Source organism: Marinomonas sp. THO17 (assembly GCF_040436405.1).
In the GTDB taxonomy this organism is placed as follows: domain Bacteria; phylum Pseudomonadota; class Gammaproteobacteria; order Pseudomonadales; family Marinomonadaceae; genus Marinomonas.
The window spans coordinates 2,999,039-3,021,951 of record NZ_AP031575.1; the positions used below are offsets into that span (position 1 = coordinate 2,999,039).

The 22,913-nt window shown below is 42.1% G+C and carries 20 protein-coding genes; 14 read left to right on the forward strand and 6 right to left on the reverse strand.

Annotated features, from left to right (window positions below; all coding sequences use genetic code 11):
- Positions 1–34: 34 nt before the first annotated feature.
- On the reverse strand, positions 35–343 hold the full coding sequence (locus ABXS85_RS14320) for a hypothetical protein (protein WP_353667200.1): 309 nt from the start codon (positions 341–343) through the stop codon (positions 35–37).
- A 363-nt stretch (positions 344–706) separates the two neighbouring features.
- Between ABXS85_RS14320 and ABXS85_RS14325 the strand changes: the two genes are divergently transcribed.
- The 9 genes from ABXS85_RS14325 (at position 707) to ABXS85_RS14365 (ending at position 12,723) form a co-directional block, all read left to right on the forward strand.
- Positions 707–2,737 carry a hypothetical protein gene (locus tag ABXS85_RS14325; RefSeq protein ID WP_353667201.1) on the forward strand — a complete coding sequence of 677 codons (2,031 nt, stop codon included), beginning with the start codon at positions 707–709 and terminating at the stop codon, positions 2,735–2,737.
- Between the two features lie 161 nt (positions 2,738–2,898).
- Positions 2,899–3,135, forward strand: a complete 237-nt coding sequence (locus ABXS85_RS14330; protein WP_353667202.1) for a Trp family transcriptional regulator — start codon at positions 2,899–2,901, stop codon at positions 3,133–3,135.
- Positions 3,125–4,528 (forward strand): chorismate-binding protein, encoded by a 1,404-nt coding sequence (locus ABXS85_RS14335; protein WP_353667203.1) that lies wholly within the window; start codon positions 3,125–3,127, stop codon positions 4,526–4,528. The genes ABXS85_RS14330 and ABXS85_RS14335 overlap by 11 nt, the downstream gene beginning before the upstream one ends.
- The gene (locus ABXS85_RS14340; protein WP_353667204.1) at positions 4,525–5,190 is read left to right on the forward strand and encodes an aminodeoxychorismate/anthranilate synthase component II; all 666 of its coding nucleotides are present in this window, start codon (positions 4,525–4,527) and stop codon (positions 5,188–5,190) included. Before ABXS85_RS14335 ends, ABXS85_RS14340 begins: the two co-directional genes overlap by 4 nt.
- 273 nt (positions 5,191–5,463) lie before the next feature.
- Positions 5,464–6,981: a methyl-accepting chemotaxis protein gene (locus ABXS85_RS14345; RefSeq protein WP_353669781.1), complete on the forward strand. Its 1,518-nt coding sequence runs from the start codon at positions 5,464–5,466 to the stop codon at positions 6,979–6,981.
- Positions 6,982–7,026: 45 nt separating this feature from the next.
- Positions 7,027–8,700: a lipoxygenase family protein gene (locus ABXS85_RS14350; RefSeq protein WP_353667205.1), complete on the forward strand. Its 1,674-nt coding sequence runs from the start codon at positions 7,027–7,029 to the stop codon at positions 8,698–8,700.
- Between the two features lie 64 nt (positions 8,701–8,764).
- A complete protein-coding gene (locus ABXS85_RS14355) occupies positions 8,765–10,906 on the forward strand; it encodes a di-heme-cytochrome C peroxidase (RefSeq protein ID WP_353667206.1) in 2,142 nt (713 codons plus the stop codon).
- A gap of 74 nt (positions 10,907–10,980) precedes the next feature.
- Positions 10,981–11,829: a diaminopimelate epimerase gene (gene dapF / locus ABXS85_RS14360; protein ID WP_353667207.1), complete on the forward strand. Its 849-nt coding sequence runs from the start codon at positions 10,981–10,983 to the stop codon at positions 11,827–11,829.
- A 30-nt stretch (positions 11,830–11,859) separates the two neighbouring features.
- Complete coding sequence (locus ABXS85_RS14365; RefSeq protein WP_353667208.1) at positions 11,860–12,723, forward strand: AraC family transcriptional regulator; 864 nt, start codon at positions 11,860–11,862, stop codon at positions 12,721–12,723.
- Here the strand turns inward: ABXS85_RS14365 and ABXS85_RS14370 are convergent.
- Entirely contained in the window at positions 12,688–13,278 is a 591-nt protein-coding gene (locus ABXS85_RS14370; protein WP_353667209.1) for a LysE family transporter, read from the reverse strand. The two genes, ABXS85_RS14365 and ABXS85_RS14370, sit on opposite strands and share 36 nt — an antisense overlap.
- A gap of 173 nt (positions 13,279–13,451) precedes the next feature.
- Between ABXS85_RS14370 and ABXS85_RS14375 the strand changes: the two genes are divergently transcribed.
- The 4 genes from ABXS85_RS14375 (at position 13,452) to ABXS85_RS14390 (ending at position 17,173) form a co-directional block, all read left to right on the forward strand.
- Positions 13,452–13,772 carry a hypothetical protein gene (locus tag ABXS85_RS14375; RefSeq protein WP_353667210.1) on the forward strand — a complete coding sequence of 107 codons (321 nt, stop codon included), beginning with the start codon at positions 13,452–13,454 and terminating at the stop codon, positions 13,770–13,772.
- A 16-nt stretch (positions 13,773–13,788) separates the two neighbouring features.
- Positions 13,789–14,364, forward strand: a complete 576-nt coding sequence (locus ABXS85_RS14380) for a cysteine hydrolase family protein (RefSeq protein ID WP_353667211.1) — start codon at positions 13,789–13,791, stop codon at positions 14,362–14,364.
- A 281-nt stretch (positions 14,365–14,645) separates the two neighbouring features.
- On the forward strand, positions 14,646–16,511 hold the full coding sequence (locus ABXS85_RS14385; protein ID WP_353667212.1) for a DUF294 nucleotidyltransferase-like domain-containing protein: 1,866 nt from the start codon (positions 14,646–14,648) through the stop codon (positions 16,509–16,511).
- Entirely contained in the window at positions 16,511–17,173 is a 663-nt protein-coding gene (locus ABXS85_RS14390; protein ID WP_353667213.1) for a 3'-5' exonuclease, read from the forward strand. The genes ABXS85_RS14385 and ABXS85_RS14390 overlap by 1 nt, the downstream gene beginning before the upstream one ends.
- A gap of 47 nt (positions 17,174–17,220) precedes the next feature.
- Here the strand turns inward: ABXS85_RS14390 and ABXS85_RS14395 are convergent, their stop codons facing one another.
- The 4 genes from ABXS85_RS14395 to ABXS85_RS14410 all read right to left on the reverse strand — a co-directional run bounded on the left by ABXS85_RS14395 (position 17,221) and on the right by ABXS85_RS14410 (position 21,336).
- The gene (locus ABXS85_RS14395; RefSeq protein ID WP_353667214.1) at positions 17,221–18,021 is read right to left on the reverse strand and encodes a UDP-2,3-diacylglucosamine diphosphatase; all 801 of its coding nucleotides are present in this window, start codon (positions 18,019–18,021) and stop codon (positions 17,221–17,223) included.
- A gap of 90 nt (positions 18,022–18,111) precedes the next feature.
- The gene (locus ABXS85_RS14400) at positions 18,112–19,881 is read right to left on the reverse strand and encodes a GGDEF domain-containing protein (protein ID WP_353667215.1); all 1,770 of its coding nucleotides are present in this window, start codon (positions 19,879–19,881) and stop codon (positions 18,112–18,114) included.
- Between the two features lie 273 nt (positions 19,882–20,154).
- Positions 20,155–20,340, reverse strand: a complete 186-nt coding sequence (locus ABXS85_RS14405) for a hypothetical protein (protein WP_353667216.1) — start codon at positions 20,338–20,340, stop codon at positions 20,155–20,157.
- A 102-nt stretch (positions 20,341–20,442) separates the two neighbouring features.
- Positions 20,443–21,336 (reverse strand): helix-turn-helix domain-containing protein, encoded by an 894-nt coding sequence (locus ABXS85_RS14410; protein ID WP_353667217.1) that lies wholly within the window; start codon positions 21,334–21,336, stop codon positions 20,443–20,445.
- 374 nt (positions 21,337–21,710) lie between these two features.
- On the opposite strand from ABXS85_RS14410, the gene pobA reads away from it, so the two are divergent.
- A complete protein-coding gene (gene pobA / locus ABXS85_RS14415; protein ID WP_353667218.1) occupies positions 21,711–22,907 on the forward strand; it encodes a 4-hydroxybenzoate 3-monooxygenase in 1,197 nt (398 codons plus the stop codon).
- Positions 22,908–22,913: the final 6 nt, after the last annotated feature.

Sequence of the window (22,913 nt, forward strand, 5' to 3'; positions counted from 1 at the left end):
ACTTGATGTTAAAACTAGAGCACTAATTTCTTGTTTAGCTGAGTTTTTCAATGGTACGGTAAAGCTCAGCGACTTCGTCACGTTGTAATCCGCTTACCCTTTTTGTACGACCAATGCTTGAGGAGACCTGAATAGATTCGTTGCCTTCCTCTTCGTTGGCTTTTTTGTCTTCTTGAAGCTTGTTTAATTGAGATTGGGACGAAGAGAGCAATTGTTTAGCTTGTTCTGATAAATCGACACTTGGCTCACTGTTTTGTCTGGATTGAGACTGCGAGCGGGTTTCTACCGTTGGCTGAATTGTCGGTATGGTTAATCGATTTAGCGGTATAGATGAAATAGACATAGCAGTACCTCGTAAGACACAACTCTGCTATAAGAATAGTACAAAAGTTAACTTTCTGTCGAAAATGTTGTAACTTTTTGTTATTGGACTGTAATTGCTAATTTTCGTCAAGTCAAAATTTAATCATGTGCTTTCTTGATTGGATAAGGCGGGTTTGAAGAAATATTGATGAAAACTAATAATTATTTTGCATTCTTACTCATCATATTAGTGCCTTTGTTATATAAGGATGATATTGTTTGAGTACAGATATTGAAAAAAACGTGCATTTAACAGAGCAAAACTTCTGCTTTCTTAATGCCTTGATTGCGATGAATAAGCAGATCGCCTGTTGTAAGTAAATTGCTTGAAAAAGGATGCCACATGAGTCAAGACAACCTACCAATTGAACACCTCTATTTTACAGAGTCGAATTTGGAGCAAATCCTAGAAAACTTGGATGTTGTACGAAATCACATTCATCCACAAGTAGTAACAGAAGGCGCGCCTAATGTTGAACAAATTTTTCCGTCTGTTTGTCTTATTGGTTTAGGTCGTTGTGGCTCTAACATTGCGTTAGATGTAGCATCATTAGTATACGATGCACGTGCCAATTATATGCGCGAAGTTGAAAATCAAGAGTTACTGGATTCAGAGCGAGAATTTCGTCCAATGCGTTGGATTCGAAAGCATCTGCCCATTGAAGGTAAAGACGGTTTTAAACCCGTATTTTTAATTGAGCCGATTGTGCTGCTAGGTGACTTGGATAAAGACATAGAGGGTCGTATACGTTTCTCTAATCAGGAAGGACGTGAGCAGTTTCTGGAAGAGTACAAAAAACTGCAAATCATGGACTTGTCTGAAGTGCATGCTGGTGGTGCTGGTAATGCTCCAATTTTGGGGCAATATCTGGCGAAGATTATTCTTAACAAAGATACCTCAACTTTCCGCAATGAGAACTGGAAGCACATGCATTCCTATCTAGTGGATTCTTGTGGTATTAAAGCCAACCAATCGCGTCTGTACTTCTACATCTTTAGTGCTGGCGGTGGTACAGGGTCGGGTATGGCTTCTGAATTTGGTCTGGCGCAGCAATTTTCTTACTTAAGCAAAACTTTTGATTATCGCTCTGATCAATCGCAATTGGTCGATAAGCGTCACAGTTTTGTATTTGAGCCTATCTTTACTTCTGGTATCTGTATTCTGCCAAATATCTCAGGTAAGAATGTTGAAATCTCGGAAGCCTTGCACATTAACGCTGGTCGTTTGTTGACCAAATACATCTCTGAAGAGTGGAACTTCTCTTACAACGAGGAGCGTGAGGACGACGAAGTGCCTGCGGATGTCATGGAGCGTATTCGTCCTTGGAACTCTATGATGTTGATTTCTAACGATATCATGCGTTATGCAGAGGAAGAAGATGGTGGCGATGCGGATAGCATTGATGTGAACACTATGGAGAAATATGCGAACCAATATATTTCTCAACAGATTTTCAACATATTGACTGCTCAGGCGGTGACAACTGATTACGATGAAGAGTATTTCCGTCGTGCGGGTATCGATATTTCTGAAACCATTCGTCTTGATGCAAATGATTTGTTTATGAGTCTGGCTGGTCCTGTTGCTGTCGCTTATGCAGAGAGTGTTGTAGGGCCAGGTGTACATCAAGATATGGTTGATATTGATGACTTGTTCTGCCGTTCTATTGAATTGCCTCACTTTAATGAAGATACCTCTGCAATTGAGGGGGTGAGTGTGTTGCCAGTAGAATCTGAGCGTTATCGTCAAGCAATAAAAGATTTTCGTAAGAGCGGTTACGATGTGAGTAAGTTGAGTGACTTACACTTCTTCAAAAACTGTTCTTCTATTGTGTCTATTATTTCCTTACCACGTGACTTCAAGCTGTCTTTCACGGCCTTGAATCGCTTGAAAATGCACCTTAATCGTTTGTGCCCTAATACCACATTGAAGCGTTATGCTTTGGTAATAGGAGCGTCGGCTAACTTGTCCTTAACCACCTTGATTGCCAAGAGTCCATGTTTGAGCGATGACTTCTTGACCTTGATGGTTGCTTACATGAAGCGCTGTTTTGCCACAGACGATTATCGTTACACGGATGAAGTGGATCATGCCATCATTGATATGATTCAAACGGAAGAGTTTGATGAAAGTTTGATTGAAAAGTACTTCATGACGCATGAAAACCCAGCGAAAATTTTGGATACTAACTGGTATGCGATCAAGCCAATGTATGAGAAGAAATACCGTGAGTTGATTGATGATACTCAACAGTTTGTTTCCATTAATGATATTCGTTTGGACATCAGTAATGTGAAAAACGCGATCAAGTATCTACGCGAAATTTACCGTCATCGTATCAGTAAGACTAACGTGCTTACACTTAACGGTTAAATTGAGCAGAAGACAAAAAAACGCCTGTGAGGTTTCTCCTCACAGGCGTTTTTTTTGTTTGAAAATTATCGATATTTTGCAGTAGGACGACTTGATTGTCATGACTTTTGTCTATATTGTACTAGTACATGAATACGTTTTCTGAGTGATAAGATTCGCCTATGCAACAACTCATTGAATTTCTTAGCCAAGTAGATGATCAATCTTTGTTAGAGAAGCGTTTGCGAGCCTTGTTAACGCCGAATGAAATTAACGAGATGTTGCACCGTTTGCAGATCTTTTCCCTGTTAGAACAGGGGGTGCCACAACGAGATATAGCGAAACAGTTAGGGGTTGGTATTGCCACAGTGACGCGTGGTTCCCGAGCATTGAAGGAATTGAAAAAGAATGAGTCCTGAACAAAATAAACAACCGCCTCGCATCGAGCTACCACGTAAGCCGCAATACGTTACCATCAGTTCCGATTGCGATTTTTTTGGTTTATTTAAGAAGATAGAAAAGCGTTTTGAAAATTGCTTTATGCTGGAGTCTTTAGGGGAAGAGAGTTTTATTTCTCGTCATTCCATCATTGGCTTTGATCCAGAAAAGCTTTTATGGGCGGAGGGTAAACAGCTTTTCATTGAAGAGCGCGATGGGACGAATCAAGCCTATGAGTCGGACAATCCTTATTACTTATTGCGTAGTATCGTGCCACAAAATATTTTGTCACGAGGTTTTGCTGGTGGCTTGACGGGCTACATAGGCTACGACAGCATGAACTATTTTGAGCCGAGTTTGGATCTGCAAGCCAGTGACATGTTCGATGCATTTCGCTTTGGCTTATATACAGACGGATTGATTCTAGACAAGATGACGGGCGAGGTTTTCTACTTTTACTACGAAGACAATCGCCTGGATTTGGTTAATGACATGATGGCGGAAATCACACCTGAAAACGGACCTTTGGTGGTTCGACCATTAGGTGAATCTATGACCAAAGTCGATCACGCCGAGGCGGTCGCTAAGGTAAAGCAAGACATCATTGAGGGTAAGATTTTTCAATGTGAAGTGGGCTTTAAGAAATGGTTTGAGCTGGAAGGAGACACCATCAATCTGTATGAAGAATTGCGTGAGGTTAATCCTTCGCCGCAGATGTATTACCTCAAATTTGCGCAACAGAAAGTCATAGGTGCCAGTCCTGAGTTATTGTTCCGTGTACGTCAGGGGGAAATGGAAACTTTCCCATTAGCAGGAACGGCGAAGCGTGGTGCGGATGAAAAAGAAGACACGGCGCTGGCGCGCGCTTTGCTGAACGACCCGAAAGAAATTGCTGAACATAATATGATAGTCGACTTGCATCGTAATGACATTGGGCGTGTGGCGCGTTTTGGTACGGTAAAAGTACGCTCGCTAATGGACATTAAACGCTTTAGTCATGTACAACATATTTCCAGTGAAATCGTCGGTATTATGGCGGAAGAGCATGATATGTTTTCTGCTTTAGCCAGTAACTTCCCTGCCGGTACCCTAACAGGTGCACCTAAAATTGAGGCCATGAAAATCATCGATGATTTAGAAAGTGATGGTCGTGGTCCATACGGTGGTGCCGTTGGTCAGTTTTCTTTTAATGGAGACTGTATGTTTGCGATTCCAATTCGTACTGTGTTCGCAAAGGGGAATAAAGCCTACGTACAAACCTGCGGCGGTAATGTGTATGACTCGAATGCTGAAGACGAGTATGAAGAAATACAACGTAAGTTTGCTGGAACTAAACGTGTATTGGACAATTTCAGTGAAGGAGCAAACAGATGAAAATTTATATCATAGACAATTATGATTCCTTCACTTATAACCTTTATCAATTTATCGGCGAAGTGCTGCAAACAGAACAAAGTCAGGGACGTATCGAACAGTTTGAGGTGATTGTTAAGCGTAACGATGAGGTGACGCTAGATGATATTCGACAAGCTTCACCAGATCGTATTATTATCTCCCCAGGCCCAGGTTCACCTGACGACAAAGCCTATTTTGGTGTGTGTGCTGATGTGATTTTAGAGTTCGGTAGAAGCACACCTTTAATGGGCGTTTGTTTAGGCATGCAGGGGATTTGTCATGTATTTGGTGGTAAGGTGGTCAAAGCGTCATTGCCTATGCATGGTAAAACCAGTCCAATTCAGCACAATGGCCAAGGCATTTTTCATGATATTCCTGATCAGTTGGAAGTCATGCGTTATCACTCTCTCATCGCAGAGGCGGAAAGCTTTCCAGAGGTATTGGAGGTGACCGCTGCGGTAGGCAGTTTGCATGCCGAAAAGTTTGATGATCTCAATGGTATTCGTCAAGGTGGTGAGTTTGAGATCATGGGAGTGCGCCATAAGGATTATCCGATTCAAGGTATACAATTTCATCCTGAGTCGTTTGCAACGGAAGGAGGTAAGGATTTGATTAAAAATTTCTTATTCAATGCTGTGTAAAGAATAGCCCTATGTTGATCTCAGAAAGATCAGCACGAGACCTACATGGATGTAGCGAATTAGTTAGGGAAACGCAGGAGCAAATTGCTCTTGTCATTAGATATGTTCGTATCATCCCATAATGAAGTCACTTCATTTTTTTAATTAGTATTTAGCTTAGACCTAAATAAAATAAGGAAAAAACTTTCAAATTCCTTGCATATTATCTATAAAGTACTGATTAGAAATAAAAAAGACCGCTTAGAAATAGAAAAGACCGAGAGATAAAGTGTGATGAAGGATCTACCACTTAAGAAAAAACTGGTTATTGTTATTATTGCTACTGCCGTTGCTTTGTTCATAGCAATGTATGGAATCAGATTGATGGGAAAGGTAATCGATTTTGCTTACCTTGAACGTGAGCATATCCTAGCAGTTACTGGTGCTGAACATGATTTAGCACAGCCGAATCCTAAGATTGACCCCTTAGTAAGTCATCTTCAATACGCTAAAGAACAAGCGATAGCGGTTGGTGAGTCGATTTTTTTAGTCGAAAAGCTCTTATTTCGCCTGTTAGGTCAGGGAATGTTGCTGGATCTCGCCATTGAAGACATTAAGCGCATTGATCTGATTTTAGCGGAATTGGACAGCATAAACTCTGACACTTTGTCAGCAGAACAGGTTAAAAAAGTAACCGAACTAATGGAGTGGTCGGTTACCAATTCAGCTGTATTTGGTTCAGGCTTACGGGATGCAGGAAAGTTTGTTACCTTGCTTGTATACGTTTTAGTCATTTTGGTGATTGGTTTTATTATTGCTCTGTTACGTTTCATCATAGTGACTTCTATTCCTCCACTGGAGAAAACAACGGAAGTTACCAAAGAAATTGCTAAAGGCAATCTGAATATTAATTTAAACGCTAATCATATTGAAACCTCTACAGCTGAAATGGTTGGCGGCCTACGCGATATGATTCTCGCGATAAAAGCCGTTATGTTGGAGTTATCGGATGCGGCCACCTCTAATGGTGTCATTTCAGAGCAAACCTTAAAAGGTGTTAACCGGCAACACGATGAAGTCCGTCGCTTGGTTGAGTCAATGCAAGAAATGAATTTAACGATTCAAGCGGTTGCTGACTCTGCTCAGCATGCGAGTGAAGCGACCAAAGAAGGACATCAAGATTCGTCAGAGAGTGTAAGCGTTGTTAATGGGGCGGTTTCTTCTATTATCCAACTTGCGGATGAAGTTCGTAATTCCACGACTGCAATTAAGAAAATCGAGTCAGATAGTCAGAATATACTTTCCATTGTCGGCATGATAAATGAGTTAACAGAGCAAACCAATTTACTTGCATTGAACGCAGCAATTGAAGCAGCTCGTGCTGGTGAAGCTGGAAGAGGTTTTGCTGTGGTGGCTGACGAAGTACGTTCTTTAGCACAAAAAACACAAGACTCAACGGGCCAAATTCAAGGCACAATTGACCAGTTAAAGAGTAGCACACTAGGGGCAGTTGATATTATGGATAAATGCTGTGATATCGCTGAAGAGTCCGTTAATAAAGCGAATGCTGCTGGGGAAGTTATACAAAATATAGCGGAAAAAATGTCGCATATATTGACTTTAAACCAGCAAATATCCAGTAAGACAAAAGAACAAGAGTCCGTCACTCAAAAAATTACCAGTAGTTCAGGAGCCATTAATTCTGTTGCTGATGAGGCTGCCAGTGGTGCTAAGCAGACATCTAAGTCGAGTTCTCATTTGTTAGAGTTAGTGAATCAGATGGATAAGGTGGTCAGTAAATTTAGTGTGTAAACTATTTATTCTTGAATGGTGAAGTTCATTGCCAGGGAGAGGAGTATGAAACAAGTTTTAGCGTTGCCGCAAGTTGACGTTCAAAATTCGCAATCTAGGAAAGACTATTTACAGAAAATGCAAAAGCTCTATGCTTTTACTTTGACGTATGATGGGCAAATTGCAACCATTAACAGTTTGCCAGATCGAGAAAAGACGACTTTCTATTATAAGTTGAAATCCATACTCAATTTAGCTGGTTTGCTGCCGAGCCTTCCCTCGTTTTTAATAAACCGTATTAAGTTTAAATATCTTAAACGTCCTTTCACGCGTTTTGATGATTACTTTTTTTATTCCAAATCTCCTTTCCCTAACCCTGAGATGCGTGAAAATTTTTTAGATAATAAGTATTTAGGTTATCAAAGAGTAGCGGGAATGAACCCTGTTGTTTTAGAAGGGGTTAATAAAGAAAATCCGCTACCTGAGTGCTTTAAAGTAAAGCCTAAACACTTGGGTATGACACAGCAAGCATTTGATGATGTCTTTGAGGATGGGCGCTTCTACATGACAAATTATGCCATGTTGGAGCCCTTGTTTGAAAATCCAGGTTATGTGGACAATGTACGAAAATACATAATGCCTGCGATTGCTTTATATTCACTGAATCAAGACGGCACGTTAAAAATTGAAGCCATTCAATTGGATGCAACTAAAGATACGGATGAAGAGTTCAATCCTATCATTACACCTGAAGACGATCGCTGGAATATGGCGCGCACTTATATTCAAGCAGCTGATGGAACGCATCAAGAGCTGTGGACTCATGCCACAAGAATTCATTATGTACTTGAGTCTGTCATCATGGTCAGTTGGCGACAATTAGCGGAAAATCATCCTTTACTTGCTTTGTTAAGACCTCACCTTAAATTCACGTTAAGTGTCAATGTAAATCCCCTATTTCAGAAAGAGCCTGATGGAACCCTTCCTTCGTTTGGAAAGATGTTTGGTTGTGATAATGACACTCTAGTGGCTTTCATGGGAGAGGGGATGAACCACTATAGTTTTAAAGAGTTTTTGCTGCCAAATGACTTAGCAAGACGACATGTTAATGATCCTAGATTGCTTTACCCCTATCGTGACGACGGAATATTGCTTTGGGATGAAACGCTTCGCTATGTTACTGAGTATCTCGATGCTTGGTATGAAAATGATCAGATGGTGGCGGACGATTTTGAATTGCAAAATTGGGCGCAAGAGCTTGGTGGTGACAAAAAACAAAATAATTGTGGCCTAACGGATTTCCCCACGTCTTTTGCTGATAAAGAGTCACTTATTAAGATAGTGGCGCACATTATTTTTATAGCTACAGCGCATCATTCGTCCGTGCATTATCCTCAATATGAGTGTGCAGGTTATGCTCCTAACTTGCCTTTTTCTGCCTATCAACCGCCATTAACACCGGCTGATGACTATCAGTCCGAGCAAGGTTTGGTGTCGTTTTTTCCACCTTATGATCAGGCCTTAGAGCAAAGTTTTATTTTTTATCTGACGAATTTCAAAGTAAATCGTATGGGTCAATTTGATGATAGTTTTATTGATTCTAAGATTCGCCCCATTATTCGTAAACATCAATCGAATTTAGAGAAAATTCATCAAGAGATCGAAGCGCGCAATGCGACTCGAATTTATCCATATAAGTATATGGATCCAAAAAACATTCCTAATAGCGTGACAGTGTAAGGAAGTAAATGTCTGCTGTTGTATAGGCGCTTTAAAGTAGATATCAGTAAAGCAGGAGAGGCTTATGCTGTATTTTAGATATTTTCGCCAGCACAAAAAGAAAGTAATTGCTGTTCTATTATTACTTATCCTAATTGTTGTTGTCATTCGAAGTGATAAGGTTCAAGCGATTATTGGACAGTTAACACCGCAACCTATGCCAGAATTAATCGTTAAGCAAAATGGCAAATGGATTGATCAAGTTTGGTTAGATCAAAATTGGGGTGATAAGCTTAATAATCCGAGTGCAAATACTAGGAAGTATCATCATATTAGTCAGGGTACCAGAACCATTCCGTTACCTTACGAGTGGTTTGTTAATATTGAACAGCCGAGTTCGTCATTATGGCTGATGCCTTTCAGTTCAAAGAAAAAATTTGTTGATAATGACTATTTATTGCGTATTGGTTTTATTCGCAGTAAGGAAGATCTGGTATCAAACCCTGATGGCTTACCGATTGGCTTTGCTCGTACCTTTTCTCAAAATATGACAGGTATTAATGGTCAAACTGCAACGGTCGGTTTTACTTGTGCAGCCTGTCATACCAGCCATTTTGTCTATGATAATGGGTTGACAGGGCCGCGTGAATACATAGTAGAGGGAGGCCCTGCAACCACGGATTTCGGTTTATTACAAAGTAATTTAACTGCAGCAATTGGGCAGTTAGTTATTTCTGCAAAGGTACCTTTTCTAGGAGGGCGTTTTGATCGTTTTGCCCATAATGTATTGGGCAATGAATATAGCCCCAGTACTAAGGAAGCCTTGTCGAACGACCTAGTGGCTTTTGCAAAAGCCCAGCTAGGTGGGGGAGACCAAATACGAGTGACAGAAGGCTTTACGCGTTTGGATGCGCTTAATCGCATTGGGAATGCGGTTTTTTCCGAAAATATTGGTCGTCCGGAAAACAAAACGGCTATCGATGCACCAGTCAATTATCCACATATTTGGACAACCTCTTGGTTCGATTGGGTACAGTATGATGCATCCGTAATGGGGCCACTGATTCGAAATGTTGGAGAAGCTTTGGGTGTAAAAGCTTTTCAAGATGTCGTGTCACCTATGGAGGATAATCGATTTAGCTCTTCTATTCCGATTGGTAATCTGGTCTGGATAGAACGCTTTTTGGCAGGGCCCCAACCAACAGAAGAACAAGGATTTCAAGGTCTACAGGCTCCCAAGTGGAGTATGACAGACATTGATCAACAACTTGTGGATAAAGGTCGTGTTTTATATCAAATGAATTGTCAGGGATGTCACTTACCCCCTATAGACAGCAAAGAAATTTGGGATAAGGATAAGGGGTATATAGGTCCTATTGTTTGGTACGCAAACGGTGTAAAACAGGAAACCAAGGATGTTTTAAAACTAAAAATCTTACCATTAGAACGTATTGGTACCGATCGCAGTCAGGCTAAAGTCATGGTCAATCGCACTATGAATACCAGTGGTAACGCAAATGGCACCATTCTTGATAAAGAATCAGGTATGCAGATTGATAGTAATATTTGCGCGCGTGACTTTAATGCGGCTACCGCCGCACAAATTGCCTATATGGATTCAACCCTAGGAGATCAATCTAGCTTGTTTGAGGCCGATGATTTCGTGCCTTTGACTGAGCGTTGGGTGACGGATGGGGCGAATGTCAGCTTTGGTTATGCTTTGGCGGCGACAGTCGAGCAAACAATCAATGCATGGTTCAATGATAACGGTTTGAGTAACCCGAGATTGCAAGAAGAATTGAAAGAAGGGCGCCCGAATTGTATTCAAGCCGGAATGGGTTATAAAGCGAGACCATTGAATGGGGTTTGGGCAACGCCACCATTCTTGCATAATGGGTCAGTGGCTACCATTCGAGATTTATTATGTCCTGTAGATGGTAAACGTCTTGAGTATATTCAGTTAGGAAATATTCGCTACGACACGGATAACCTAGGCGTTCTGCAGCCTGATGGTTATGTGGCAGAAGCGAAAAAGCTAATCGGAAAAGGAAAGAACTATGATTCGGATGGCTTTTTTATTCTTGATACCAATATAGAAGGGAATCGTAATACGGGACACCATTTTAGCGATAGTTATGATGCACAAAACCCCGTACCTGGTGTCATTGGGCCAAAATTATCACCAGCCCAGTGTGATGCTTTGCTAGAATATTTGAAAGTGCTTTAAGTTTGAAAGCATTTTAAGAAAGCTAAAAGAAATTTTTAGTGGAAAGGGTATGTTAAGTATTATTGAGGCTGTACGTGAAATTCCGCAAGTATCATGCGTTAGGGAATGTGTATTTGGTGATTCCGGCTGAGGCGTTTCCCAATGAACCTGCGACACTGAAGATTAAGAATATTTGTCATCCTCATTATGGTGTTGCTTCAGATGGGGTATTGATCGGCCCTTCTAAGTCTCAAGTGGCGGATTTTGGACTGCGCATCTTTAACCCGGACGCTAGTGAAGCAGAAAAAAGCGGTAATGGCTTACGGATATTTTGTCGTGCTTTGTGGGACATGGGCTTGGTTAAAGACAAACCCTTTACGATAGAAACCTTAGGCGGTGTGGTTACAGCGCAAGTTCAGGATGCTGGGGCTCGTGTGGACGTAGACATGGGACAGGTGTCTTTTAATAGTCAGGACATTCCTATTTGGGGGGAACCAAGGGAAGTCTTACTAGAAGAAATTAATGTTATGGGTATGCAGCATTTCTATAGCGGCGTTACCATCGGCAATCCCCATTGTGTGATATTGACCGAAGACGCCACGGAAACACGAGCCAGAGAATTTGGTCCATTAATTGAGCGTCACCCGAATTTTCCCAATCGCACCAATGTACAGTTTTTGCAGGTGATTGATCGTGGTCGTATTGCGATTCAAATCTGGGAGCGAGGTGCGGGTTTTACCTTGGCATCTGGAAGTAGCAGCTGTGCCGCCGCCGCAGTGGCCCATAAGTTGGGTTTATGTGATGCCAATATAGAAGTCATGATGCCGGGTGGACAGATCAATATTTACATCAGCGAGGATTACCGGGTGAGCATGAGTGGCCCGGTAACCTTTGTATGTCAAGGTGAGATAGCGCAAGAGTGTTTGTCTCAAGTATTTCATTAAACTGATAGGGTATTTGCTAGGAGTCTTGATATGAAACCAACGACACATCCTTTGTTCTGGCGTGATGAGGGTTTACCCTTTGTAGAATTGCGTCAGGTGTTGGATGGTCGCCTCGTCAGTTACGCACCACATTCCCATGAAACTTGGTCGATCGGTGCGATTTTAAATGGACAGAGTGAATTTGTTTGCGCTGATAGATTGCATGCAGTTGAACAAGGCCATTTGGTGGTGATGAATCCTCAGGTGGTTCATGCTTGCAACCCTAAACAAGATTCACCTTGGGCTTACTATATGATGCACCTTGATAAGGATTGGCTTGCGGCTCAATTGTTTGCTGAAGGTCACATCCCCAGTCCTGAGTGGCATGACAGCCAAGCAGATACCTTGCTTGCCCCTGAGTATTTTTCAAGCTTTGTCGAGCTTTGTCAGCAGCTGATGTCAAATAGGCTTAGTGTGACAGAGAAAGTTGATCTTACCCGTTTAACCTTATTAAGGATTTGGTCAGAATTGCAGTCGACAAAAATGGCGAGCTGCCCAACGCAACTGCAAGCAAATCCACTATATGACGTTGCTGATTACCTTAATCTTAATTGTTTCGATGACACGCCAATTGCTCAGATCAGTGCACAATTTGGCTATAGTACTGGGTATTTAATGCGGGCTTTTAGGCGCCATTTTAATCTGACGCCTCACGCTTATCGGCTGAATCGTCGTATTCAGCTAGGGCAAACTGCGTTAAAGCAAGGCCGAAGTATCGTGGACGTGGCCCATGAAGTGGGTTTTAATGATCAGGCGCATTTTCAACGTACTTTTAAGCAAAGAGTGGCGGCCACGCCAGATCAATACCGTCGTGCTGTGTTAAAACCATATAGCCAGACTGCTGGCAGCCAATAAACCGCCAAGTGTACGATTAAGTAAACGCATTTTGGCTGGGCTTTGAAAATACTGGCCAAGTAAGATGCCTATAACCACCCACACCCCTAAAGACAGCCAGCAAATTGGTAAGTATAAGCTTGCGAAGATCAGTACTTGTTCAAACTCTGCTGAGGGAATGTAAACAGCGATGCCTGAAACCGAGGCTAGCCAAGCTTTGGGGTTTAGCCATTGAATAACTGCGCCCATCATAAAATTAGGCGTAGAATCATCACCCTCTACCTTTAATTCTCCCTTGTCGTGCCACAGTTGCCAGCTCAAATAGAGTAAAAATAGGGTGCCTAATCCTCTTAGTAGTAAGGTTAAATGTGGTAATAAAGAGAGAATTTGTTGTAGTGCCAAGCCGATAAGCAAAAACAACAGAATGAATCCCAATGTGGCACCGGTAATGTAGTTGATTCCCGCTTTAGCGCCAAAACGAGCGCTGCAGCTGAGTGATACTAAATTAACTGGGCCTGGTGAAAGTGAGGCCACTAAGGCAAACAGTGACATGGATACAAGTAAAGAGAGAGTCATGAGAAAATTCCGTTATTGAACCAATGGAATCCCTATTATTGAAATTGTTTTGCATGACGTATTGCACAAAATTCACCTCTTGGTTTTCAAGATAAAGAGAGGAGAGTATGCTCAGAGTGAGTGATGCAATTTATGCATCATGACGATGGAGTGAAAAAAGTCTGGAACAAAAGATGTTGAAACAAATGATGGTAATCTTGTTGGTGGCTTTCTCAGGAAAGGTAATGGCGCAAGCCATTCTTTCAGAGCAAGAAGTATCAGTAGAACCAAAGGAAATGAAAGAGTTCAAACAAGATATTTTTGAGTTAGAACGTAGTTTGGCTATTTTACAACTGGCAAAGGCGTCAACGGAAGAAGTGGCTGAGTTACGCCAAACCCTTCTTACACAACAAGAACGACTAGATATTCTAATGAATGTGATGTTTTTATTGTTGGTGAGTCTCATCTTGATGGCGTGGAAGCTCGGTGCCCTAAAGAAACGGCAACTTCCTTAAGCAAAGAGGTTAGAGCATGAATCACATTGCTTTAATGATTATTGATATGCAGCAGGGAATGTCTTGGCCGCAAGCAGGAGAGCGCAATAATCCACAGGCGGAACATAATATCGCTGAACTTTTAGCCCATTGGCGTGCTTGCCAGGCGCCTGTTATTCATGTTCGTCATCTGTCGACAGAGCCGGAATCTTTGTTTTGGCCCGAGCAAGATGGTGTCTTATTTCAAGAAGCTTTCGAACCTTGGAACGATGAAAAAGTGATTGAGAAAAGTGTGCCAGATGCGTTTGTTCATAATGATCTGATCGATTGGTTGGCTGAGCAGGGTATAAATTCTTTAGTGATAGTGGGTGTCAGTACCAATAATTCGGTGGAATCCAGTGTGCGCTCAGCAGGCAACTTGGGCTTAAGAGTGTATGTGGTGGAAAGTGCTTGTTTTGCGTTTGAAAAAGAAGATTTCTATGGCTTGTTACGCAGTGCTGATGAAGTGCATGCCATGTCATTGGCAAACCTGCATGGTGAGTACGCCACTGTGATTAGTCAAGATGAAGCGTTCGCTTTATTGTCAAAAGACAAAGCAGAACTAGGCGGTTGATCATACGACCCCGTTATTCCACAACACACATTGGTGTTGTGGCGATGGGGTCTTGATGGCTTGGCGTTCGCAAAGAAAAAGCGTGATCACAAAGGAAAAGAAACGTTTCATGGTAAAGCCTTAGAGGAAGGACAAAACATGGTAACAATAACACTTCTCAATAATACTTAACGTGGTTGTTATGTCTGTTTAGACATTGGTCTAAACAGAGTGTCCCTTTGCTGAGGAAAAGCGCACAATAAAATGAAGCAATAAAGTCGCATAATAAGAAGACAAAGATTATGGCTGCTATTGATATCCCTGAAGTGCATAAATTCATTGATGTAACACCGCCTTTCGCCAATTTATCTACTGCTGAACGAAAGCAAATATTGGTGGGTGTGGCTATGGTGTATGTTCGTCAAGGGCAAACTATGTTACTTGAGGGGGACAGTGCAACCGTGCATTTGATTCGCCGCGGCGCCTGTGAGATTCGTACTCCAAAAGGCGGCTTAGTTGATCAAATCGCTGACGGGGAATGTTTTGGTGTGTCCAGCGTCATGGCACAAAATCCAGATGGTTTACAGGTTGTGGCGATGGAAGACAGCCTAGTATATCGTTTCGATAAAGCCTGTTTTAAGGAGATGCTTACTCAAAATGAAGCCTTTGGGCTTTTCTTTGAGCACACTCAGCATCATAGAAGACGTAAATTATCTCGTAGTCAGGACAAAGAGTTAGCATCACCGGCGTTGCAATTATCTACTTCGGTTGAACATATCATGACGCGCCAACTGATCACCGCCCAAGCTAGTGAGACAGTGCAAACCATTGCGATGCGCATGACTGAAGCACGAGTCAGTTCCATTCTTGTGGTCGAGCAAGAAAAACTCATTGGTATCGTTACCGATCGTGATTTGCGTTCGCGTATTTTGGCCTTAGGTGGTTCTGCTCAAAGTCTTGTTGCGGAGGTGATGACGACCACTCCGATCACTTTGACTCCGTCAGCATTAGTGATGCAAGCACAGACCTTGATGAGTGAAAGCAATATTCATCATTTGCCCATTGTGGAAGCGGATAACAAGGTAATTGGCATGTTAACTGCGGCCGATTTGCTGCGTCATCAAGAGTTAAGTCCACTGTTATTCATCAATCAAATTCATCGTCAAAACTCCGTTGAAAGTCTGGCCAGAATTTGTCAGCAATGGCCAACATTGATCATTAACCTGATTGTGACAGACATGAAACCAGCGGATATTGGCAAGGTGTTAGCGACAGTCAGTGATAATTTGACCAAACGCTTGATTGAATTAGCTTTGCTTGAGCTAGGAGAAGCGCCTATGGCGTTTCAGTTCTTAGTATTTGGTTCACAAGCGCGACGAGATCAGTCTCTTGGCAGTGATCAGGATAATGGCCTGATGTTGGCGAGAGAGCCCAATGCTGAGGAAGCGGAATACTTTGCACATCTGGCTGATTTTGTCTGTCAAGGCTTAGCGCAATGTGGTATTCGCTTATGTCCTGGCAATATTATGGCGAGTAATGCGCAGTGGCGTAAAACACGGCAAGGTTGGCAACAAGTATTTGAAAAGTGGATTAAAAGTGCGGCCCCTAGTGCGTTACTGAATGCCAGCATATTTTTTGATTTGCGTTGTGTGTATGGCGATGATCAGCCGCTGCAAATCTTGATTGAAAATATGCAAAAAGAAGTGGCGAAAAACAGCATGTTTTTGGCAACGTTGACACGCACTGCTATTGCTAACAAACCACCTTTGGGTTTTTTCCGCTCTTTTTTGTTGGAATCGTCCGGTGAACATAAACATCAACTGGATTTGAAACATCAGGGATTGGCATTGATTAATGATTTGGCACGTCTATATGGTTTGTCTTGCAAAGAGTACCGAGAAGGCACGGTAGAACGCTTGGAGCAAGCCATTCGTGAACGCCTGATCAGCGTAGATACTGCTCGAAATCTGATGGACGCTTGGGATCATTTGAATGGTCTGCGTTTAGAAGCACAAAGCCTTCATTGGCAAGCGACAGGAACGGCCAGTGCGTATCTTGATCCGAAAAAGCTCAGTTCATTGGAAAGAAAGCATTTAAAAACCACCTTTAGCATCATTAATGATGTTCAAGAAGTGGCTCAGCAAAGGTTTATGCGAGGCTACAGTTAATGTGGTGCCGCATACTAGAAGTGTTCAAACATTGGCGACAACAACGATACTCCATTCGCCGAACTTGGTCTGATTGGGAGTATTTGGTATTGGATATCGAGACTTCTGGCCTAGATCCTAAGCAAGATCATATTGTGAGTATCGGATGGGTGTGCATAAAACAAGGTGCAATAGATCTAGACAGTGCGCGCCATCTTATTCTGGAAGAAGCACAAGCTGGAGAAAATGTAGGCATTCACATGATCACGGATTCAGACATTCAGCAATACGGTAAAAAACAAGAAAGTGCGTTACGTTATTTGCGGCACTTTTTACGAGGGCGGGTGTTGGTCATGCATCATGCGCCATTGGAAATCGGTTTTTTGAAAGCCGCTTGGAAACAACATGTATTACCCAACTTTGGCCTCATTTGGTTGGATACTTTAATGTTGGAAAAAGCCAAGGCGGAGCGTGCCCAACAACCGATTCAGGAAGGCGGTTTTCGGTTGAATCAGTGCCGAGAACGTTATCATCTTCCTGATTATCAAGGACATGATGCCCTTACCGATGCGCTCGCTACTGCTGAATTGTTGTTGGCGCAAATTGCCTATCAGGGGAAAGGTTGTCGCTTATACGATTTGAGTGTCATGGCGGGTGGTAAGAGCCGGCTGGCACCACGTTGATACCAGCCGCTGCTGTTTTGTCTTGCTGTACCATTCTTTAGTGCGAATTAACGCGAATAGTTTGGTACTAATTCCCATTCTTCCGGTTTGGGTTCTGTGGCCAGTATTTTTGGGTTTTCTGACCAATGCAATAAGCTCAATTCGCCGCTTGCCGATTCCGTTAGGGCAGTGCAATGTTCTACCCAATCACCATCGTTACAATAGAGTGTTTGCTCTTTGAGTTGAAAAGAAGCGAAGTGAATATGGCCGCAAATATAGCCATCTAGCTTGTGGCTTTTGGCCGATTTTAATGCTGCTGTTTCAAAGCGCGCAATAAAGTCTTTGGCTTTACCAATATGGCTTTTTACATAGCCAGCCAGTGACCAATAAGGTAAGCCTAAAAAGCGTCTTGCACCATTAATCCACTGATTGAGTGATAGCATCAAGCCATGTGCTTTATCGCCAATGGCCAGCATTAAAGGGCTAATTTTCACCATCTGATCAAACTCGTCACCATGGCTGACGTAAAAGTGGCGGCCATCAGCGGTTTGATGTCGCGCATGCAGTTCAATCTTTACACCTGATAAAGTTTGTCCCGCAAATTGACGAAAAAAAGCGTCGTGATTGCCCGGAATGTAAGTTACCTCAGTGCCGGATTTCGCCATGGCTAAAACTTGTTCTACAACGGCATGGTGCGTGTCAATAAAGTAAGCTTTATTACGCATGGCTTGCAGATCAATGATATCTCCCACTAAATACAAATGCTCCGTTTCAATATGCTGTAAAAAGTCGAGCAAATGTTTGGCCTGACAAGCTTTGGTGCCTAAGTGCACATCGGAAATGAATACGGATCGGTATCTGCTTTGCATAGTGCCTCCTTAAGTGGGAATAGCCTCTTTATTAAGTATCAGAGTAAAGAGGCTATGTGACAGACTTGTGAGGACTTTATGACAGTTAGATCACAATTCACCTATCATTTCTTTGCGTTCTTCCTTCGGGATTGGTTGCAAATAGATATGATTGCCACCGGTTTCTTTGGCGTGTTTTTTGGCTTGCGCTGCCCGTTCAGCCACTTGATGGTGATTACGGCACTGATAAGGATGAACCACGCCAATGGCCAGGCTTAAGATAGGATGAAATTGATGCTCACCATGACGGTTTTTGGTCCAGACGCCGCCTTCTGCTAGGGTATCAGCAGGGTAAAAGTCACGTACTTTGATGGCAAATTCATCGAGTATGTTCTGACATTGTTGCCGCCAGTCTTGATCACCAAAAATGACCACAAAATCATCACCACCAATGTGACCAATAAAATTGTTATGACCTATTAAATCTTTGATGAGAGAACCGACCAATTGTATTACCGCGTCGCCCTTGGAATAACCGAAAAAGTCATTAAAGGGTTTGAAATCGTTTAAATCAAAATAGGCAACATGGAAATCTTCACCAGATTCTAAACGCCGGCTGACTTCACGATGAATGGGAACATTACCTGGTAACATGGTCAGTGGGTTGGAATAGGTGGCGTTTTGAATTTTTAGCTCAGTAATACGTTTTAGAAGATCTCGCAGATGCCCCGTTCCTATGTACTTTCCTTCTCGAGTGACGATGATTTCATTGTTAAGTGTGTCCGCTTCTTGATTGGTCATCATATTGGAAACACGTGACAAACTGACGTTACTTTCCACCATCAAGACATCTTCAGACAATAGATTTGTGACTGGTTTGTGCTCGTATAAAGCGCGTCCATAGGGGGTAGAGAAGAGTTCATGCAACTGATGTCTACGGATAATGCCAAGCGGAGTGCCTAGTTCATCTAATATGGGTAAGGCAATCAAATCTGTGTGCTTTTTAAAGATCAAAGAGGCTTCGTCCAATAAGCAACTTGCTTCTAAACTGGGTGTTGGACGACATAAGGTTTGAACTGTTTCAGCGTGGTCAATTCTAAATTGAGAGCGGCGTTGCGCTTGCTTAACCAAATAGGGGTGTGCACTAAAAGCAGGTGTTTCAGTTGGGCGGCCTAGAAAGTAGCCTTGTCCATAATCAAGGCCTATTTCAATCAGCTGATCAAGTTCTTGTTGTGTTTCAATGCCTTCAGCAATCAGAATACAATTAAGTCGTTGCGCTATGGTTAAAATAGAGCGCACAAACTCTCGTTTTATTTCGTCTTTATCTATACCTTGAATAAAGTGTTTATCCACTTTGACAATGTCGGGTTGCAATTCTGACCAAAGGCGCAATCCCGAATAGCCAACACCCAAATCATCAATGGCTACTTGAAAGCCCATTTTACGGTAATGGTCAACACTGCTTCTGGGCAAACCATTGTGGTCGTATGGATGTTGTTCCGACAGTTCTATGACAATATCTTGTTGATCAAGTCCGAGTTCTTTCAAAATGGCTAATGTCATGCCAGATTGATGTTCGGGAGATCCTAACAGAGATGCACTAACATTGAGAAATAAGCGCCCTGATAAATCAAGTTTGGCAAATTTTGAAATCGCCTTTTCACGACATAGTAACTCCAGTTTGTGAAGTAGCCCTTTGTTTTGCGCTAAGGTAAAAAGCGCATCGGGAGAAAACAGACTGGAGTTTTTCGGCCCCCGAGATAAAGCTTCATGCCCGTAAATTTCACCACTGTTTAAATCATAGATAGGCTGAAAGTAAGGTGTGACCAAACCTTTGTTGAGTATCTTATGGAAGAGCGTGGTGTCATCAAGCTGAATCATAATCTCAAATACATCTTAGTTAAGAAGACGATCAAGATTTTATGTCATATTTGTGACGCTTTAATGACTGCTAATTAGGGGTAAATGGGCGTTTTATCTTACATAAAAGGGCAGTAACTGAGAAAGTTAACGCTAGAATAGATCAAGGGAAAGGTAAGCAAATGATATGAAAACTGCCTGTTGCCGGATCGATTTGTTATTTTAGCCTTTCGATCATCGGAAACATCAGGTCTAACGTTACTCAATAAATAACTATTTAGTATTAAATACCTATTAGTGTTGAGAGGCAGACTTCATTGAATGATTGTGCATTAGGTTGGTAAAAAAAGCTTTAATGCGTGTTTTGGCACTATTAATAGCTTGAGCATAGTAAGCACGACGTAATTCATATGCTTTTTCAACGTAGAAATCTGTGTCTAAGTTGCCAAAATGATCGTATCGATAATCGTTTTTCATCATGTATCTCCTTAAAAAGTGCAATCGTTTCACATTATGAATAATAAAATTTGTTCAATTATTCGACAAACGATCAATTTTCAGCAGATAGATTAGAAAAACTCATCAAATAAAACTTTGATTACTCAGCAAGCGAAATTTGCCTGGTGGCATACCGGTAGAGCGTTTGAAAAAACGTGAAAAATAGCCTGGATCTTTGAAGCCAAGATCATAGCTGATTTCATCTACCGAGCGCGCTGTGTAGATTAAGCTGCGTTTGGCCTCAATGAGCAGTCTATCGTGTACCAATTCCAATACGCTTTTATTAAAGGCAGCCTTGCTTAGACGATTCAAGCGACTAGTAGAAACACTCAATGCGGTGGCATATTGCTGAGTTGTCCAATGTTCTCGGTAATGTTTTTCGATGAGTTCTTTGAGTAATTGAAGGCGGCTACTTTCGGTGATGTCATTGCTGTCTGCAACGCCGTTTAACTGTTGCTGGCGATGTAAAATTAACAGCACAGCTTTGATTAAGTATTCGCTCATTAAGCCTCTGTCCTCACGAATGTAGGATGACTCACTTTCTAATTGTTGCAGTAACGGCCATAGCTCAGAAAAATGATTACGGTGACCATTGAAATTAATTTGGCTGGCTTGGCTGAGGAGTGGCTTGATAAATTTAGCCGCTTTTTCTTGATAAGCATCTTCTAGCAAAGGCTCGGCAATGCTAATAACGCGTCCATCTGTATCGGGTGCGAAATGAAAGCTGTGGACGACACCAGCAGGTACTATGATGGCCCAAGCCCCTAGTAGATTTTGTTGTTGCTCATCCAATTGCACTTTTGCTTGACCTGATTTTAATATGAGAATTTGAAAGAGCTGGGCATGTCGATGAGGGCTGATTTTCCAACCTAAATTGCTGCTACGATCTTCAATGTCCTCAATATGAAAAAATTCCGGGTCATTGATCCAGCTGGATTCACCATAAAGGCCAAAATGTGGTATTTGATCTGCTTTCATAAGATGATTTTTTACATTTTTAATTGTTGTTTTTATTAGGCTCAAATCCCTACAACTCTCTTAATCGCAAGAAAAATCAAGTCATTTAGTTGGAATGCCGATTTTTAACTCTATTCATAAATGATCAAAAAGTACAATTTTTTGATCATAATTCACCTAACTAAGTCGGTTCACGGCTCCTATTATGTAGGCATAGTGAAACATGACTTAAGAAAGGCGCGAATAAGTACGCAGGCTAGGTAGCTGCTTCGATGTTGCTCTAAACCATGCTATCCATATAGAGGACAGTGTGGATAAGGTTCAATGATTCGTAGATTTTCTTAATGGTCAAATTTCAACCAACTGACAAAAAAAATAAAGCAAGGTGAGAGAATATGAAAACACAAGTTGCCATTATTGGAGCGGGGCCATCGGGTCTTTTGCTGGGTCAATTGTTATCTAAGCAAGGCATTGATAACGTCATTATAGAACGTGCATCGGGTGAATACATTCTTGGCCGAATTCGTGCTGGTGTATTAGAACAGGGTATGACGGACCTGCTGCGTGAAGCTGGCGTTGGTGAGCGCATGGATCGTGAAGGTCAGGTGCACACAGGTGTGGAATTGGCTTTTAACAATAAGCGAGTGCAAATTGAGCTTGAAAAGCTCACTGGCGGTAGCACAGTAATGGTGTATGGCCAAACAGAAGTGACTCGTGACCTTATGGATGCTCGTGCTGCGGCGGGTTTAACTACCTATTACGAATCCAGTAATGTCGAATTGCATGATGTAAAGTCCGCTTCTCCTTATGTCACATTTGAGCAGGATGGTCAGCAACATCGTTTGGACTGTGATTATATAGCCGGTTGTGATGGTTTCCATGGCGTGTCTCGTCAAACTATTCCAGAGTCGTCGCGTAAAGAATTTGAGCGTGTTTACCCCTTTGGTTGGCTTGGTATCTTGTCTGATACACCACCGGTAAATGAAGAATTAATTTACTGTAAAACTGATCGCGGTTTTGCCATGACCAGTATGCGTTCTGCCACTCGTTCACGTTATTACATTCAAGTGCCTTTGACCGATAAGGTAGAAAACTGGAGTGATGATGATTTCTGGGCTGAGTTAAAACGTCGTTTGCCAGATGATGTGGCCGAAAAATTGGTCACAGGGCCAAGCATTGAAAAGAGCATTGCGCCATTGCGTTCATTTGTGTGTGAACCCATGCAGTACGGCAATCTTTTCTTAGTGGGAGACGCTGCGCATATTGTTCCTCCAACTGGTGCGAAGGGGTTGAATCTAGCCGCTTCGGATGTGGCGACTCTGTACAAAATCATGACGCGTGTTTATAAAGAAGGCGATAAAGAATGCATTAATCAGTATTCGGATATTTGTTTACGTCGAGTCTGGAACGGTGAACGTTTCTCTTGGTGGATGACCAATATGTTGCATGATTTTGGTGATGAGGCTGGAGAAGACACAGAAACTCATGAGCGCTTTATGAGCTCAGAGTTGAATTTTTATACCGATAACGAAGCTGGGCGTCGCGTGATTGCCATGCAATATGTCGGTTTACCTTACGAAGATTTGCAATAATCTATA

Excerpts from the sequence above, each read along its gene's own strand:
- ABXS85_RS14400 (WP_353667215.1), bottom strand. The coding sequence starts at position 19,881 with ATGATTCAGCTTGATGACACCACGCTCTTCCATAAGATACTCAACAAA.
- ABXS85_RS14380 (WP_353667211.1), top strand. The coding sequence starts at position 13,789 with ATGAATCACATTGCTTTAATGATTATTGATATGCAGCAGGGAATGTCT.
- ABXS85_RS14325 (WP_353667201.1), top strand. The coding sequence starts at position 707 with ATGAGTCAAGACAACCTACCAATTGAACACCTCTATTTTACAGAGTCG.
- pobA (WP_353667218.1), top strand. The coding sequence starts at position 21,711 with ATGAAAACACAAGTTGCCATTATTGGAGCGGGGCCATCGGGTCTTTTG.
- ABXS85_RS14340 (WP_353667204.1), top strand. The coding sequence starts at position 4,525 with ATGAAAATTTATATCATAGACAATTATGATTCCTTCACTTATAACCTT.
- ABXS85_RS14320 (WP_353667200.1), bottom strand. The coding sequence starts at position 343 with ATGTCTATTTCATCTATACCGCTAAATCGATTAACCATACCGACAATT.
- ABXS85_RS14390 (WP_353667213.1), top strand. The coding sequence starts at position 16,511 with ATGTGGTGCCGCATACTAGAAGTGTTCAAACATTGGCGACAACAACGA.
- ABXS85_RS14335 (WP_353667203.1), top strand. The coding sequence starts at position 3,125 with ATGAGTCCTGAACAAAATAAACAACCGCCTCGCATCGAGCTACCACGT.
- ABXS85_RS14365 (WP_353667208.1), top strand. The coding sequence starts at position 11,860 with ATGAAACCAACGACACATCCTTTGTTCTGGCGTGATGAGGGTTTACCC.
- ABXS85_RS14395 (WP_353667214.1), bottom strand. The coding sequence starts at position 18,021 with ATGCAAAGCAGATACCGATCCGTATTCATTTCCGATGTGCACTTAGGC.
- ABXS85_RS14410 (WP_353667217.1), bottom strand. The coding sequence starts at position 21,336 with ATGAAAGCAGATCAAATACCACATTTTGGCCTTTATGGTGAATCCAGC.
- ABXS85_RS14405 (WP_353667216.1), bottom strand. The coding sequence starts at position 20,340 with ATGATGAAAAACGATTATCGATACGATCATTTTGGCAACTTAGACACA.
- ABXS85_RS14345 (WP_353669781.1), top strand. The coding sequence starts at position 5,464 with ATGAAGGATCTACCACTTAAGAAAAAACTGGTTATTGTTATTATTGCT.
- ABXS85_RS14375 (WP_353667210.1), top strand. The coding sequence starts at position 13,452 with ATGTTGAAACAAATGATGGTAATCTTGTTGGTGGCTTTCTCAGGAAAG.
- ABXS85_RS14370 (WP_353667209.1), bottom strand. The coding sequence starts at position 13,278 with ATGACTCTCTCTTTACTTGTATCCATGTCACTGTTTGCCTTAGTGGCC.
- ABXS85_RS14385 (WP_353667212.1), top strand. The coding sequence starts at position 14,646 with ATGGCTGCTATTGATATCCCTGAAGTGCATAAATTCATTGATGTAACA.
- ABXS85_RS14355 (WP_353667206.1), top strand. The coding sequence starts at position 8,765 with ATGCTGTATTTTAGATATTTTCGCCAGCACAAAAAGAAAGTAATTGCT.
- ABXS85_RS14330 (WP_353667202.1), top strand. The coding sequence starts at position 2,899 with ATGCAACAACTCATTGAATTTCTTAGCCAAGTAGATGATCAATCTTTG.
- ABXS85_RS14350 (WP_353667205.1), top strand. The coding sequence starts at position 7,027 with ATGAAACAAGTTTTAGCGTTGCCGCAAGTTGACGTTCAAAATTCGCAA.